The following is a 14,112-nucleotide window of genomic DNA, read 5'->3' on the forward strand; positions in this document are numbered from 1 at the left end:
GGACAATCCATGTCTTTGGAAAACAACCAGCAGGTGGGGCCATCGGCCCCGCCCCCTCACTTGCGCGTTGCCGGCATCGAGAAACGCTTCGGAGGCGTTCATGCCCTGAAGGGCGTTGATTTCGAAGTCGCGCGCGGCGAGGTCATGGCACTTGTCGGTGACAATGGTGCAGGCAAGTCGACGCTTATGAAAGTCCTGGCCGGAGCACTCGTGTGCGACGGGGGAGATTTTTTCATCGATGAAGAGCCTGTCGTGATCAGCAATCCGCATGATGCCGGTGCACTCGGCATTCAGATTGTTTATCAGGATCTGGCCCTTTGCGAGAACCTTGACGTTGCAGCGAACCTGTCTCTGGGAGCCGAGCCGGTGAAATCCGGATGGCCGTTTCTGCCACGTTTCTTGCGTCCGCTCGACGATCTTGAAATGGAGGTCCGTGCAAAGGCCGCCATCGATCGCCTTCAGGTACGCACGCTGAGATCCGTACGTGCCAAGGTTGGCGGCTTGTCCGGCGGGCAGCGCCAGGCAATTGCCATCGCAAGAGCAGTCGGTGCCGAGTGCAGCGTCGTCATGTTGGACGAGCCGACCGCCGCGCTTGGCGTGGCACAAACCCGGCAGGTTCTCGACGTTGTCAAGCGGCTGCGCGATACCGGCCACGCCGTGGTCTACATCTCCCACAACATGCGCGACATCTTTGAGGTTTCCGACCGGATTTGTGTGCTCAGACACGGAGCCAATGTCGCGACCTGGAAAACCTCGGAAACAACGGCGGACGAAATTGTCGTCGCGATGACTGCCGGACTGGATAGCGGGACGAACAATGCAGCCTGACACTTCATTTTCTCCCATAGACCGACTGCGACGGATGCGGGAGACACGCCTGGGATCGTTCGTTCCGGTCCTTCTCGCCCTGGCGGCGATCTGGGTCTATTTCGGACTTGCCCTTCCGCTTTGGGATTTCTGGTCAGATCCGGATGCCGGCAGCATTCGCTTCATCTTTCTGTCGCCGCGCAACATCTACAATCTCTTCATGCAATCTGCTGTTATAGCAACGCTTGCGGTCGGCATAACCGTGGTGCTGCTTCTCGGCGAAATTGATTTGTCCGCGGCGGCAACAGCCGGTGTCTGTGCCGCATTGCTCGGTGTTCTCGTGCTGGCCGGCATCCCCGGATGGGCGGCCTGCCTGATCGTCATGGCGGTTGGTGTCATCATGGGTGCCGCCCAGGGGTTGCTGATTGCCTATGTCGGCATTCCATCCTTTGTGGTTACGCTGGCCGGTCTGCTCGGATACCAGGGGCTGATGCAGAAGATTCTGCCGACCGGAAACCTCAACATTGGCGATCCGTTCGTTCGGGCAATCGCGCGAATACTGATACCGGACCTCTGGGGGCTCGTGATGGCGGGGCTTCTTGTTCTTGCCATTGCGGCGCTGGCTCTGCGCCGGCAGGCAGAACGCAAGGCGCGGGGTCTGGAACTCGACACGAATGCCACTCTTTGGGGACAAGTCGCGTTTTTCGCGATCATCGTGTTCGCCGCCGTCCTGACGATGAATGCCTACAGATCCGTGCCCTTGTTGATCATCTTGCTGACAGGGGTCACGGCAATCGTTGGCTGGGTCTCGACTTCAACACCGTTTGGCCGATCGATTTTCGCTGTCGGCGGCAATGCGGAAAGTGCCAGACGGGTGGGAATGAACGTTAGGCGCATCAGGGTGGTTGCCTTCGGAATCGTCGGCTTGCTGGCGGCAATCGGCGGCATTTTCGGAGCCTCGCGATACGGGTCCGTATCCTACACGGCTTTCGCGGGCGGATCCCTGTTGCTGGAAAGCATCGGCGCGGCGGTCATCGGCGGAACGTCACTCTTCGGCGGACGTGGCTCGGTCTGGAATGCGATCCTGGGTGCGCTTGTCATCGGTTCCCTTGGCAACGGGCTCGACCTGTCCGGCGCCAGCGCTGCCGACAAGCTGATGTTTTCAGGTGCCATTCTTCTTCTTGCCGTAGCAATCGATGCGCTATCGCGTCCGGCCGGCAACGGCGCACGATAGGAGGAACACATGCTGACAGATGAAAACCAGGTGCTGTTTCTGAAGGTTCTGGACGAAATCATTCCGGCAGGCGGCGTACGGCGCATGCCGTCCGCCGGTGTGAAGGCAGTTGCCGAAAGTGTCCTCTCGGCAACTGCCTATTCTCCTGACGCCCCCGGAACAGTGGAGCGTCTGCTAGAGGCGGTCAGCACCAGGTCTCCGGGGTTTTCAGAGCTGTCATCGGATGACCGTGTCGCCGTTCTGAAGGCGGTCGAGATGGAGCAGCCACGTGACTTCGCCGAACTCGTTCGGCTCACATACATGGCTTACTACAGCCGGCCCGAAATCCGGCCGTTGCTTGGCGTCGGGGCACATCCGGTCCATCCGCACGGATATGCCGTGGAACACGAAAGCGACACCCTGATGGATGAATTGACAGCACCGGTTCGCGCGCGCGGCGCCGCCTATCGACAGGCTTGAAGCACTGGGAAGGTGACATGACCAACGAACCCGTCGACGTCCTGATCATCGGTGCCGGAGCTTCCGGAGCCGCAATCGCGTGGTCCCTTCTGGAGACCCGAATGAGGATACTCTGTCTCGAGCAGGGTGAGCACCTGCAGGACAGGGATTTTCCAAGCCGCCGGGAAGACTACGAGCTATCGCGCTACGGTGAATTTTCTTGCGACCCGAATGTCAGGAAACTGAAGCAGGATTATCCCGTCAACTCGCAGAACAGCTGCATAACGCCGGTGAACTGGAACGGCGTCGGTGGCTCTACAATCAACTTTCTGGGTCACTGGCCCCGGATGAAGCCATCTGATTTCAGGACAAGATCGCTGGACGGAGTGGCTGAAGACTGGCCGGTCGACTATGCGACGCTGGAGCCATTTTATGATCTGAACGACGAAAACACGGGTGTTTCCGGATTGGGAGGCAATCCGGGTTACCCGGACTACAGTCCGCCCTTGCCGCCCATTCCGATCGGCAAGCTCGGTCAGACGCTCGCGAAAGGTTTCAATGAACTGGGGTGGCACTGGTGGCCGTCCGATGTGGCCATTCTCAGTCAGGACCGCGATGGACGGCAGAAATGCGTCAATGCAGGTACCTGCGACCTTGGTTGTGCGGCAGGCGCCAAGGGTGGAACAAATTTTACCTATTGGCCCGTGCTGGAAAACGCCGGCGTTGAACTCAGAACGAGGTCACGGGTTCGGGAAATTCTGATTGATCAGGAAACGGGCTTTGCCACTGGCGTACTGTATCACGGTGCGGACGGGCAACTCCACGAACAGAAGGCGGAACTGGTCGTCGTTGCCTGCAACGGCGTCGGTACACCAAGGCTGCTGCTCAATTCGAAATCGCAACTCTTTCCGGATGGTCTGGCCAATCGATCCGGCCTCGTCGGCAAGAACCTGATGTTCCATCCTCTCACGGGAGTTGCCGGCGTCTTCGACGAACCGATGCTCGGTCATGAAGGCCCGATGGCCTGTTCGATCCTGTCGCAGGAGTTCTACGAAACGGATCGTTCAAGAGACTTTGTCCGCGGGTATGGCCTGCATTCCGGTCGTTCGACCACTCCGATGACTTATGCACTCGGTGGCTATGGCATCGACAATCCGATCCCCTGGGGCGCAGAGCACCGGGAGATCATGGACACCGTCTATCCGTATCTTGCCGGGCTGACAGTCGTGAGCGAGGACCTTCCCGAAGAGATCAATTGCGTCACGCTGGATCCCGAACTGACCGACAGCGACGGCATCCCCGCGCCGAAAATCAACTATCGCCTTGGAGAAAACACTCGAAGGATGCTGAGGCACGGCGAGGAGAAGGCGACGGAACTGCTTCTGGCCGCCGGTGCGAAACGAGTTCTGGCAAAAGGTGACGACAAGGTCTGGTGGCGTGCCGGCTGGCACCAGATGGGCACCTGCCGGATGGGTGATGATCCGGAAAAGTCCGTGGTGAATGGATGGGGCAGGAGCCACGATGTGAAGAATCTTTTCATTGTGGACGGGTCGATTTTCGTGACTTCGGGCGCGGTCAATCCAACCTCCACGATCCAGGCTCTGGCGCTTTACATCGGCGACAGAATCAAAACCAATATCGCTAACCTGTTCGACTGAGGCGCAACATGGATTTCCCGACCAGAATGTACATTGACGGCGCATTGACCGGCGGATCGGGTCGGAAAGACGTTCTCAATCCCGCAACTGAGCAAATCATCGCGACGGTCCATACGGCGGGCCTGGAAGACGTGGAACGGGCCCTTCAGTCGGCCAAATCGGCTTTTCCGGCGTGGTCTTCGACTGCAATCTCGGAGCGCCAGAACTGGATGCACAAACTCCGCGATGAGGTTGTTGCCCATGAAGAGTTTCTTCGAGACTGCGTTCACCATGAATTGGGCAAACCCTGGGCACAGACCCATGAAGACTGGGACCGTCTCGTTGCGTCGCTGGAGTTTTATGCCGAGGAAATCGCGCGTGTTCAGGATGTGGGCCTCGCAGACAGGGCGGGAACGCACACACACAGGATGGTTCATGAACCAGCCGGCGTCGCGCTGGCCTATCTTGCCTGGAATTTCCCGCTTCTGAACCTGGCATTCAAGATCGGACCGGCGATGGCCGCCGGGTGTCCGATCATCATCAGACCGTCGGAGCAGACACCGGTTTCGGCCTACGCGGTCGGCATGCTGTGCGAAAAGATCGGCTTGCCGAAGGGCGTCGTCCAGATCCTGTGCACGGATGGATATGACGTGGCCGATGCGCTCACCGCATCAACGATCCCGCAAGTGATCACACTGATCGGTTCCACCGGCACCGGCGAGCACATCATGCGCACGGGAGCAACCTCAATCAAACGCTATTCCATGGAATTGGGTGGCAATGCGCCGGTTCTGGTCTTCGCGGATGCAGACCTGGATCTTGCCGCCGACATTGTCTGCGGTGTCAAATTCTCAAACGCCGGGCAGATCTGCGTGTCGCCAAACCGGATCTTCGTCGCGGAGGCTGTCCATGAGGCATTTGCCGAAAAAGTCGTTGCCCGCGCCCGTGCCGCCCGGGTTGGCTTCGACAAGGAAGCCGATATCACCACAGGCCCCGTCGTTGACAGGCGGGCCTGGACCAGGATCAAGGGATTGATTGATGACGCGGTCTCGCAGGGTGCGGAACTGCTTGCGGGCGGCGACCGGCCCGCGCAACTCAATTCGGGTCATTTTCTGGCGCCAACCGTTCTGGATCGGGTCACCGACACAATGCCGGTTTACCGTCAAGAGACATTCGGTCCGATTGTCAGCCTGGTTCCCTTCAGCAGCGAAGGGGATCTTCTCGAGCGGGCGAATGATTGTGACGAAGGTGGATTGACCGCATATGTTTTCACGCGCGACCTCGCAAAGGCGGAAGCCTGCGCGGCGGCGTTGCGCTACGGTGAAATTCAGATCAACGGCGTGAAGTACGACATTGACCTGCCGCACGGCGGGATCGGTCAGTCAGGCATTGGCCACGACTGCTCGGCACTGGCCTTGCACGACTACCTGATTGTGAAACGGATCACACGCGCACTCGACAAAACGGAATTCGGAGGGCTGAACGCATGAAGATAACCCGCGTAACCAGCCACATTCTGCAATACGATCTTCCCGGCGAGTTGGGATACTCGCAGCAATATTACGAGAAACGCAGCGCCCATCTGGTCGAGGTTGAGACCGACGAAGGCATTACCGGCTGGGGTGAGTGTTTTGGACCTGGTAACATTGCGATCGCCAACAAGTCGATCGTTGAAAAGGTCATCCAACCGATGGTTCTGGGATGTGATCCGATGGATCGCGATGTCCTCTGGCACAAGGTTTATAACCTGACTCGGGATCACGGCCAGAAAGGGATGCCGCTTCAGTCTTTGTCAGGCGTTGATATCGCCCTGTGGGACATCGCCGGCAAGGTGACCGGTCAACCCCTGCACAAGCTGGTCGGCGGCGCGCACCGCACGCGCATTCCCGCCTACGGCTACGGCATGATGCTCAAGCGCGAGAGTGTCGACGACCATGTCGCCCGCTTCAAAACCGAAGCGGCTGCGATCATGGATATGGGTTTTGTCGGTGCGAAGCTGAAAACCGGTCTTGGACCGAGAGAGGACATCCTGCTCTGTCAGGCCGTCGCAGAGGCGGTCGAAGGGCGTGGCCGTTTCATGGTCGATGCCAATCATTGTTATACGACATCAGATGCCTTTTACGTTGGGCGCGCACTTGATGAACTCGGAGCGTACTGGTTCGAGGAACCCGTGGCACCGGAAGACCTCGACGGATACAGGGAATTGCGGCGTGGTCTGAAGGTCAACATTTCCGGCGGTGAGGCGGAATTCAACCGATGGGGATGGCGGCAGATCCTTGAAAACCGGGGACTCGATATCGCCCAACCGGAAGTGTGCGCGCTTGGTGGTATCAGCGAGTACTTACGGGTCCTGGCACTGTGCCATGCTCATTTCACACCGGTGATCAATCACGTCTGGGGATCGGCGATCGCCGTCGCCACGAATATCCAGCTGCTGGCAGCGATGCCGGCACTGCCCGGCGGGCTTCATCCGTGGGAACCGATGCTGGAATTCGACACGACAGACAACCGGTTCAGGGACAATCTGCTGGAGGTTCCTCTGGATATCCAGGGACAGGTTAAATCGTCAGGTGGTTTTGTGACGATCCCGGATGGGCCCGGTCTCGGTGTCGTGCCGGACAGGGACTTCATCCGGCACTACGAACTCGATCTCTAACGGGTCCGTCATCCGCATCCGCTCAGGCCATCACCGGCTTACGGCACGTTTTCAGGATGTCTTTGAGGTTCCCGTTGCCATCCGAAATGGCTTCGGAGGACGGTGACAATCGCTCCGACAACATCCTGCGTCCGATTGAATAACTCTTTGGGTCATCCGTGACTTCGATGGCCTGCAACAGACCGTCGCGATAATGCCAATAGGATCGCCCGGACGGTGCATCCCGAAAAACTGCTTTCATTCGCGGCTCGATAAGGCCCGCAATCTGAATCGTATGGTCGAATTGATCCGACCAGAATGTGGGCAGCGGGACATATTCCCTTTGCGAACCGAGAATGTTCTCAGCAACTGCCTCTCCCTGGTCGATGGCATTTTGTATGCTTTCCAGCCTGATGCGCCTTCCGAAATAGGGAAAGGAGGCGCAATCGCCTGCGGCCCAGATGCCGGGAGTGCTGGTCTGGCCGAACGCATCGACTGCAATGCCGTTGTTGATCTGCAGGCCGGCGTTGAAGGCCAGCGCCGTGTTGGGCACGGCGCCGATGCCGACGGCGATGCAATCCGATGTCAATTTTTCTCCATTCGCAAGGAGAACGCCAGTGACACCGTGATCATCGGTAAAGGCCTTGATTTCGGTTCTTTCCAGAAGGCGGACGCCGTGGTCCTGATGCCAGTTCCGGACGGTCCCGGCGAGCGAAGTCGAGGCAACCCGGTTCAAGATGCGGACGTCTCGCTCGACAACGGTTACATCAAGACCCATTGTCCTGGCGGTTGCTGCAAGTTCCAGCCCGATATAGCCGCCTCCGATCAGGATCAGCGAATTGCTGTGTGCTAATCTCCGGCGCAGTTGACCTGCGTCCTCCAGCGACCTGAGATAACAGAGATCTGCCAAATTGCCTTTCATCCTTTCCGGCAGCCTGCGTGGTGATGATCCGGTCGCGAGAACGAGATGATCATATCCGATGGACCCGTGATCGCTTTTCGCGATCTTGCGGATCGGGTCGATGCCTGTGACCGTGCAGGACAGTTTTGCGGTTATCTCGTGAGCTGGCCAATACGCGTCGGGAAATATGGTTTTCCGCTCGTTTGCCCGGGACGGCAAAAGATATTTCTTGGAAAGGGGAGGGCGCTCATAGGGCAGGCAGTCTTCCTGACAGAGCATGAGTATCTCACCCGAAAACTCGCGCTTTCTCAGCGTCGCCGCGACCGAGGCGGCAGCCTGTCCGCCGCCGACAATGACGACGCGCATCAGGTGTCTCCTTCGACCGGTATCCGCTCCAGGAATTCCTCCAGGTCCGCATCGCCGATTGTTGCCGTTTCCGCTTCGGACGGAAACTCTCCATTGTGAACGGCGTCTCGAAAGGCACCCAGGGCCGATCGGCGTTCGGCGCGGATTTTTTCCTGAAGGGAGTGGATATCGCCAAAGGCCCGGGCATGTCTGGGCCGTTCGGGTTGTTCGCCGCAAATATCGTTCTGAAAGAGGTAGATGACATCGCCGCCGCTCCCCGATCCGAGGGACATCGTGACGAGCGAAGTCCGGCGACTGATTTCTCTCATTACCGGCTCTGGAATGACCTCGGCTTCCACCGAGAATGCGCCTGCATCCTCCATCCTGCGAAACGCCTGCCACAGACTGTGAGCTTCGTCGGCGGTTCGCCCGATCGCCTGGAAGCCGCCATTCCAGCCCGACCTGCGCGGGACGAGGCCGAGGTGGCACATGACCGGGATCTGTTCCCGGGCAAGCATCTCGACGATATGCGGACCGCGGGCGGTGTAGACGGAATCGGCACCTTCCTTCATGGCCTGGAAGGCGGCGGTCAGAACATCCTTTTCAGTCGGAAAATCCGGCAACGCGATTGCGGCCGTGAAAAAGAGATTGGGGGCGCCTTCGCGCGCCGCCTTTGTGTTCTGTGCATTTCCCATGATCAGATCGATGCCGGCATCCGCCGCGGCAGCAGCTTCTTCTATGGAATTGGCGGTTGTCTGGGTCAGTTTCCGCTTCCCCTTGATCGCTCGAAGGTCGGCAGCGGTGTAGTTGCGCAGGGAGAATTTGGCATCCCAGTCATAGATACGTTTCATGGTTGATCACCCAGATCGATGAAGACGGTCTCGTTTTCCACTTTAACCGGATAGGTCTTCAGCGCGACACAGGCAGGTGTCCGTCTGGCTTCACCGGTCCGGTAGTCGAACTGACCGTTGTGCATGGGGCATTCAATGATGTGGTCCATGACCAATCCGTCGGAAAGATGCACTTCTTCATGCGTGCAAAGACCGTCGGTGCAAAAGTATTCATCGTCCGGGCTGCGGTAGATCGCAAATGTTCTGGACCCGTGATCGAAACGGATCAGATCCTCGTTTTCCACTTCGTCTGCAGCGCAGGCCTCTATCCAGTTCACCATGGAAATCTTGCTCCTATTCTGCGGCTTGCAACACGGGGCGCTGATAGTCGGGCGTCGGATTGGCTTCCGCCGGCAATGGCCGTTTGATGAAGTGATACGGGTCCCGTTGTTGTTTGAGGACAGCTGGGACCATTTCCCGATAGGCAGCCCACAGGGAAGGGTAGGCCGGTGGACAATCCTTCCTGATTTCTTCGTGCAGCGCGGGCAAGGCGTGGAACGGAACCATCGGGTACATGTGATGTTCAACGTGATAGTTCATGTTGGAATAGATGAAGCGGAAGAACGGGTTGAGATAGACGGTTCTGGAATTCATCCGGTGATCGGGGACATCCTCCGCAAGTCCGGCGTGCTGCGTTGTCGCCAGGATATGGTGGAGCCACGAGCCGTAGAATGTCGGAAATCCGACCAGCATGAGCGGCAACCAGCTTTGCAATCCGGCAGATAGTCCGGTCACGGCAATCAGGATTGTCAAATGGATGCGGGAGATCCGGTAGGCTTTCTGGCGGTCTGCTTCGATCAGAAAATCCTTCTGGTCTTCTGTCAGTTTCCCCAGGCTCAGGAGGACCACCTTCTTGAGTTCGTCGATCAGCGTCGGCACGAAGATGAGGTTCAGGATCCACCGACCGATGCTCGGCGGACGCGGAAAGGCGATTTCCGGATCACGCCCGACAACCACGGTATCGGTATGGTGTCTTGCATGGCTCCAGCGCCAGAGGCAGGGGTTCTTGAGCGACATGAACGAAGCAATCTGATAGAAGAAGCCGTTCAGCCAAGCGGTTTTGAACACGGTGCCGTGGCCGCATTCATGCCAGCGGCTGTCGCCGCCCGATCCGTAAAAGATACCGTAGAGGATCGCGGTTGGAACCGCCCAGACCGTTCCCCAGGTGAAAATCAGAATTGTACCGAGAACGAGAACCGTGCCGAACCAGCTCCCGTAGTTGATCAGGCTCGGACGGTCCGACCGGCGCATCAGTTCCTTCAACCGTTTTCTGGGCACAGGCGTGCTGTACCATTGGCTTGGAGCAAAGCCGGGACCTGAGTCCTGTCCTGTCAGGCTGTAGTCACGGGTTTGATTGGAGATGGTCATTCCGGTCCTCCCACGCCGATTGGCCTTGAAGCCTTTCAAAAAATGCTGCGTGAAAATTTCTCAGAATGTATCCGGCGTCAATTCAGTGGTGATAGAAACTATCAAAACTATCATTCCTTTTGCATTCACCTGTGATGGATCTTATCAAAAGTGCATGAACCGACGAGTGACACTTCAGGAGATCGCCGCAAAAGCAAATGTCGGCGTTGCAACCGTGGACCGTGTACTGAACGGCAGGGCCCCGGTCAGGCGGTCGACCGCCGACCGGGTGTTGAGTGCCGCCAGAGAGCTTGGTTATCATGCACAAGGCCTGATGGAGCGCCGTGTCGACCAGCTTGTACCGCACAAGCGTCTGGGCTTTATTTTGCAGAAGAAGAGCAAGTGGTTTTATCAGGCCCTGTCCGAGCAGATCATGCGTTCGGTGCCAGACCTGACACGTATTCGGGCGGCCGCCGAAGTTGCGTTTGTCGAAAGCCTGTCTCCTGGAGATCTGGCTGCCGCGCTGAGATCCATGGCTGATGACGTCGACGCTATCGCCCTTGTTTCCATAGACCATCCCGCCGTTCACGCGGCGATAGGCGACTGCGCATCTGTTAACGTTCCGGTATTCGCGCTGCTCAGTCCGCTGAGTACACCTGCGATTGCGGGTTACGTCGGCATCGATGGGCGCCGTGCAGGTCGGACGGCTGGCTGGGCCATGGCCAAATTCGTGGGGCATGGCGACGAAGTCGGTATTCTTGTCGGATCCCACCGTTATTTGGGGCACGAGGCGCTGGAAGCCGGTTTTCGCAGTGCGCTCAGGGAATATGCTCCACATGCCGGGTTGCGGGATTCGCTTGTTTATCTGGATGATGCCGCCGTGGCCTATGAGGCGACTTCCGAAATTCTTCGTTCAGTTCCCGGGTTGAAGGGGCTTTATCACTGCGGCGGCGGTGTCAGCGGTGTAATCAGGGCACTCACGGAGGCTGGACGCGCTCGTGATGTTTTTTACATTTGCCACGAACGTAGCCCCTACGCGGATGAAGGTCTGATCGAAGGTACGGTGGATCTTCTGATTGCCAATCCTGTTTCACAGGTCGTGTCAAAAACGCTTGATCTGATGGAACAGTCCGTGACCGGCAAGTTGTCGGGCACGGCAAACGGTATCATCGATTTTCAGCTGGTAACCCCGGAAAACCTTTGAAACGCGCTCCGTCACTGGCGGCAATCGCCGCAAGCCAGAGCGGAAGGGAGCGGTTTTCTGGATTGATCTCTTGGAAATTTCACCCGCCGGCCTTACAAGGCGAACCTCGTTCCCGGCAGCAGGAGGTTGTCATGGCCAAACGCGTAAACTTTGAAGATCGCCCTTCCTTTCGAGGTGATGTCTAAACGGCGCAAATCCTTCCCATCCGAAACCCGTGTAAAAACGGGTGAACGACAGGTGCGCGGGCGATGTGGAACTTCTGGAAAAACTTGGGCGCAATGATCCCTGTCCATGCGGTTCAGGCAGACGCTACAAGCGATGCTGCCTGAAGAGCGGCAAGTTCGACGGTAGCCTTCGGGATCACTACTTTCAGAGAGCGCCGGTAATCCGGCGCTCGTATTGTTTCTGCCGGCCTTTCTTTCTTCAGCCGAACGTGACGCCCATGATGTTTTCTTTCGTGATGATTTCCGTTGAGATGAGCTTGATCTGATACGGCCTGTGTTCCAGCCGCGCGATCAGCGCATCCACCGCCCGTCCGGCAGCGCGCTTCATGTTCTGGTGCATGATGACATCCATCGTACCGTCGAGCAGATAGCCCTGGGTTTTTGTGGTCAGGTTGTGACCGAAAAACGTGACTTCCTTTTCCCGGCCAGCTTCTTTCAAGGCTTTCACAATGCCTTCGTTGCCGCCGCCGACATTGTAGATCCCGATCAGATCGGGCTTGCTGTCCAGTATTTTCCGGACCTCGGTATAGTTGCCGTCGATGTCGTCATGTCCGCTATAGGTCGAGACGACTTCAAGGTGTGGAAAATCACGCCTGAGGCAGGCGCGAAAACCCATTTCCCTGTCTTCGTGAACGCGGTAGATCTGGCCCCCGGAAACGACCGCGACCGCGCCTTTCTGCCGTTCGAAGCGACCCATCAGGTATCCGGCGGTGCGCCCTGCGGCTCTGTTGTCCATTCCGATGAAGCCGGCGAGTGCCGGGGTTTCGAGCCCTGAAATCAGGGTGAGGCAGGGAATGTTCAAATGGGCCAGGTCTTCGACAGCCTGGCGTACGCGCGGGTCATCAAGAGCCTGAAACGCAATCGCGTCGATGCCCTGCCCGGCGCAGGCCTGAAGTTTGCGGGCCAGAAGCGCCGGTTCCATTTTTTTCGTGAAAACGCATTCGATCGTGGCATTTCCCCGCGCGCCGAACTCATGGAAACAGCTTGCAAGATACTCGGTCGATGGGCCGGCCTCTTCAGGCAGAAAGACTTTCAGGCGCCAGGGCCTCGGGCGTTTTTGAACAGGTTCACCGTTTTCGATTGCCGCTTTGGCCTGTTCCACACGTTGACGCGTGGCAGCGCTCACATTGGGGCGCCCGTTCAGGACGCGGTCGACCGTTGCGGTGCCGACGCCTGCAAGTCCGGCGATCTCGTTCACTCGAGCGCGACGCTTGATCTGGGTTGGTTCAGACACATCAATACTCCACCAATAACAATCAATTTTGCATAAATATCGACTCATGAAAACATCAAAAGTAACCAATTACGTCAAATTGATGCTTTTTAGCTTGCTTCCCGATAGCCCTGAGCGGAGAAAAGCGCCCTCACATGATCATCGTCTACATCGGGAGGAGAAAAGGTGATGAATGGCGTGAAGTATTTAGCTGGTGTTGCAATGGCTGCGTTGATGGTATCGGGCGCTGCTGCGGCAGATTTCACATTCAAATATGGCAATGCGCAGCCGGAAAGTGCCATCAGATCGCAATCTATGAAATTCTTCGAAGAAGAACTGGAAAAGCGTTCAGATGGTCGTATCGATGTCGAGAATTTCTTTGGCGGAGTGCTCGGCAACGAGCGCGAGATGATGGACCAGGTGACGACCGGGATCCTTCAGGGAACACGTGGCGGGTTTTTTGCCGATGCCAATCCGGCATTCAATATCTACCAGTTGCCGTTCCTGGTTGCTGATTGGGACGAGATGCAGTGTCTTGTCGCAAGCGGGTTCACCGACGGGATCGAGCAAGGCGCCGCGACCAACGGTTACCACGTTCCGGCAACCGGCATCAGCCAGGGGTTCCGCGCCTACACAAACAACGTTAGGCCGATTACCAAGGTCGAGGACCTGAATGGGCTCAAGATCCGCGAACCTCAAAGTGATCTGATGATCGCAACCGGAACCGCAATCGGCTCCAACCCGATCGCGATGCCCTTCTCCGAAGCCTATCAGGCATTCAAGCAGGGCGTCATCGACGGCCAACACAATCCACCGCAGAATATCTGGGACTTCAAGATCCACGAAGTTCAGAAGTTCATGACCTTGTCCAACCACATGACCGGGCCCGATCCGCTGATCGTCAACAAGGCCTGGTACGACGGCTTGCCGGATGACCTGAAGCAGGTCTTCGATGAAGTTGCAGTGGCGGCGCTCAAGCAGTCCGATGACCTCTACCGTGAGGCCGAAGGCAAGGTGATCGGGGAACTGGGTGAGTATATGGAAATCAATTCCCTGACCCCGGAAGCACTTGCCGGTTTCCAGGAAGCGGTCAAGCCGGTCTATCAGCAGATGATCGACGCGGGCCACTTCACAGCTGAAGACATCGACGCTGCCCGTGCAGCGGCGGCTTCCTGCAGCTGACCTTCGATTGTGAAGCCCGGTCGCCTGATGGCGGCCGGGCAGATCGGACAAAATT

General features: G+C 57.7%; 14 protein-coding genes. 9 read left to right on the top strand and 5 right to left on the bottom strand.

What is annotated here, in order from left to right:
- Positions 1-9 precede the first annotated feature (9 nt).
- From ACO6TI_RS06705 to ACO6TI_RS06730, 6 genes are read left to right on the top strand one after another with little or no spacing between them, the layout of a single operon-like run.
- A complete protein-coding gene (locus tag ACO6TI_RS06705) occupies positions 10-828 on the top strand; it encodes an ATP-binding cassette domain-containing protein (protein WP_055391880.1) in 819 nt (272 codons plus the stop codon).
- Entirely contained in the window at positions 818-2,041 is a 1,224-nt protein-coding gene (locus tag ACO6TI_RS06710) for a sugar ABC transporter permease (protein ID WP_055391879.1), read from the top strand. The genes ACO6TI_RS06705 and ACO6TI_RS06710 overlap by 11 nt, the downstream gene beginning before the upstream one ends.
- A 9-nt stretch (positions 2,042-2,050) precedes the next feature.
- On the top strand, positions 2,051-2,500 hold the full coding sequence (locus ACO6TI_RS06715; protein ID WP_281931617.1) for a hypothetical protein: 450 nt from the start codon (positions 2,051-2,053) through the stop codon (positions 2,498-2,500).
- Between the two features lie 17 nt (positions 2,501-2,517).
- On the top strand, positions 2,518-4,137 hold the full coding sequence (locus tag ACO6TI_RS06720) for a GMC family oxidoreductase (protein ID WP_055391877.1): 1,620 nt from the start codon (positions 2,518-2,520) through the stop codon (positions 4,135-4,137).
- 8 nt (positions 4,138-4,145) lie between these two features.
- Positions 4,146-5,606, top strand: a complete 1,461-nt coding sequence (locus ACO6TI_RS06725) for an aldehyde dehydrogenase family protein (RefSeq protein WP_196901496.1) — start codon at positions 4,146-4,148, stop codon at positions 5,604-5,606.
- The gene (locus ACO6TI_RS06730) at positions 5,603-6,772 is read left to right on the top strand and encodes a mandelate racemase/muconate lactonizing enzyme family protein (RefSeq protein WP_196880119.1); all 1,170 of its coding nucleotides are present in this window, start codon (positions 5,603-5,605) and stop codon (positions 6,770-6,772) included. The genes ACO6TI_RS06725 and ACO6TI_RS06730 overlap by 4 nt, the downstream gene beginning before the upstream one ends.
- Before the next feature lie 22 nt (positions 6,773-6,794).
- On the opposite strand, the gene ACO6TI_RS06735 is transcribed toward ACO6TI_RS06730, so the two are convergent.
- From ACO6TI_RS06735 to ACO6TI_RS06750, 4 genes are read right to left on the bottom strand one after another with little or no spacing between them, the layout of a single operon-like run.
- Complete coding sequence (locus tag ACO6TI_RS06735; RefSeq protein ID WP_422384604.1) at positions 6,795-8,018, bottom strand: NAD(P)/FAD-dependent oxidoreductase; 1,224 nt, start codon at positions 8,016-8,018, stop codon at positions 6,795-6,797.
- Positions 8,018-8,848 carry a 3-methyl-2-oxobutanoate hydroxymethyltransferase gene (locus ACO6TI_RS06740; RefSeq protein WP_422384605.1) on the bottom strand — a complete coding sequence of 277 codons (831 nt, stop codon included), beginning with the start codon at positions 8,846-8,848 and terminating at the stop codon, positions 8,018-8,020. Before ACO6TI_RS06740 ends, ACO6TI_RS06735 begins: the two co-directional genes overlap by 1 nt.
- The gene (locus ACO6TI_RS06745; protein WP_055391872.1) at positions 8,845-9,168 is read right to left on the bottom strand and encodes a MocE family 2Fe-2S type ferredoxin; all 324 of its coding nucleotides are present in this window, start codon (positions 9,166-9,168) and stop codon (positions 8,845-8,847) included. Before ACO6TI_RS06745 ends, ACO6TI_RS06740 begins: the two co-directional genes overlap by 4 nt.
- Positions 9,169-9,181: 13 nt before the next feature.
- Positions 9,182-10,255, bottom strand: a complete 1,074-nt coding sequence (locus ACO6TI_RS06750) for a fatty acid desaturase (protein WP_422384606.1) — start codon at positions 10,253-10,255, stop codon at positions 9,182-9,184.
- 166 nt (positions 10,256-10,421) lie between these two features.
- On the opposite strand from ACO6TI_RS06750, the gene ACO6TI_RS06755 reads away from it, so the two are divergent.
- Together ACO6TI_RS06755 and ACO6TI_RS06760 are read left to right on the top strand one after the other, a co-directional pair.
- A complete protein-coding gene (locus ACO6TI_RS06755; RefSeq protein ID WP_159100863.1) occupies positions 10,422-11,438 on the top strand; it encodes a LacI family DNA-binding transcriptional regulator in 1,017 nt (338 codons plus the stop codon).
- Between the two features lie 250 nt (positions 11,439-11,688).
- Positions 11,689-11,928 carry an SEC-C metal-binding domain-containing protein gene (locus ACO6TI_RS06760; protein WP_350198264.1) on the top strand — a complete coding sequence of 80 codons (240 nt, stop codon included), beginning with the start codon at positions 11,689-11,691 and terminating at the stop codon, positions 11,926-11,928.
- On the opposite strand, the gene ACO6TI_RS06765 is transcribed toward ACO6TI_RS06760, so the two are convergent.
- Positions 11,862-12,896, bottom strand: coding sequence for a LacI family DNA-binding transcriptional regulator (locus tag ACO6TI_RS06765; protein ID WP_035898054.1), 1,035 nt, complete (start codon positions 12,894-12,896; stop codon positions 11,862-11,864). The genes ACO6TI_RS06760 and ACO6TI_RS06765 overlap by 67 nt on opposite strands.
- Before the next feature lie 168 nt (positions 12,897-13,064).
- Between ACO6TI_RS06765 and ACO6TI_RS06770 the strand changes: the two genes are divergently transcribed.
- Entirely contained in the window at positions 13,065-14,057 is a 993-nt protein-coding gene (locus tag ACO6TI_RS06770) for a TRAP transporter substrate-binding protein (RefSeq protein WP_350184916.1), read from the top strand.
- The last annotated feature ends 55 nt before the right edge of the window (positions 14,058-14,112 follow it).

The organism is Roseibium album, assembly GCF_965233825.1.
GTDB classification, from domain to species: Bacteria; Pseudomonadota; Alphaproteobacteria; order Rhizobiales; family Stappiaceae; genus Roseibium; species Roseibium album.

Bases quoted from the DNA above. Each gene is read 5' to 3' on its own strand.
- ACO6TI_RS06750 (WP_422384606.1), bottom strand. From the start codon at position 10,255: ATGACCATCTCCAATCAAACCCGTGACTACAGCCTGACAGGACAGGAC.
- ACO6TI_RS06770 (WP_350184916.1), top strand. From the start codon at position 13,065: ATGAATGGCGTGAAGTATTTAGCTGGTGTTGCAATGGCTGCGTTGATG.
- ACO6TI_RS06745 (WP_055391872.1), bottom strand. From the start codon at position 9,168: ATGGTGAACTGGATAGAGGCCTGCGCTGCAGACGAAGTGGAAAACGAG.
- ACO6TI_RS06720 (WP_055391877.1), top strand. From the start codon at position 2,518: ATGACCAACGAACCCGTCGACGTCCTGATCATCGGTGCCGGAGCTTCC.
- ACO6TI_RS06725 (WP_196901496.1), top strand. From the start codon at position 4,146: ATGGATTTCCCGACCAGAATGTACATTGACGGCGCATTGACCGGCGGA.
- ACO6TI_RS06735 (WP_422384604.1), bottom strand. From the start codon at position 8,018: ATGCGCGTCGTCATTGTCGGCGGCGGACAGGCTGCCGCCTCGGTCGCG.
- ACO6TI_RS06740 (WP_422384605.1), bottom strand. From the start codon at position 8,848: ATGAAACGTATCTATGACTGGGATGCCAAATTCTCCCTGCGCAACTAC.
- ACO6TI_RS06730 (WP_196880119.1), top strand. From the start codon at position 5,603: ATGAAGATAACCCGCGTAACCAGCCACATTCTGCAATACGATCTTCCC.
- ACO6TI_RS06715 (WP_281931617.1), top strand. From the start codon at position 2,051: ATGCTGACAGATGAAAACCAGGTGCTGTTTCTGAAGGTTCTGGACGAA.
- ACO6TI_RS06710 (WP_055391879.1), top strand. From the start codon at position 818: ATGCAGCCTGACACTTCATTTTCTCCCATAGACCGACTGCGACGGATG.
- ACO6TI_RS06705 (WP_055391880.1), top strand. From the start codon at position 10: ATGTCTTTGGAAAACAACCAGCAGGTGGGGCCATCGGCCCCGCCCCCT.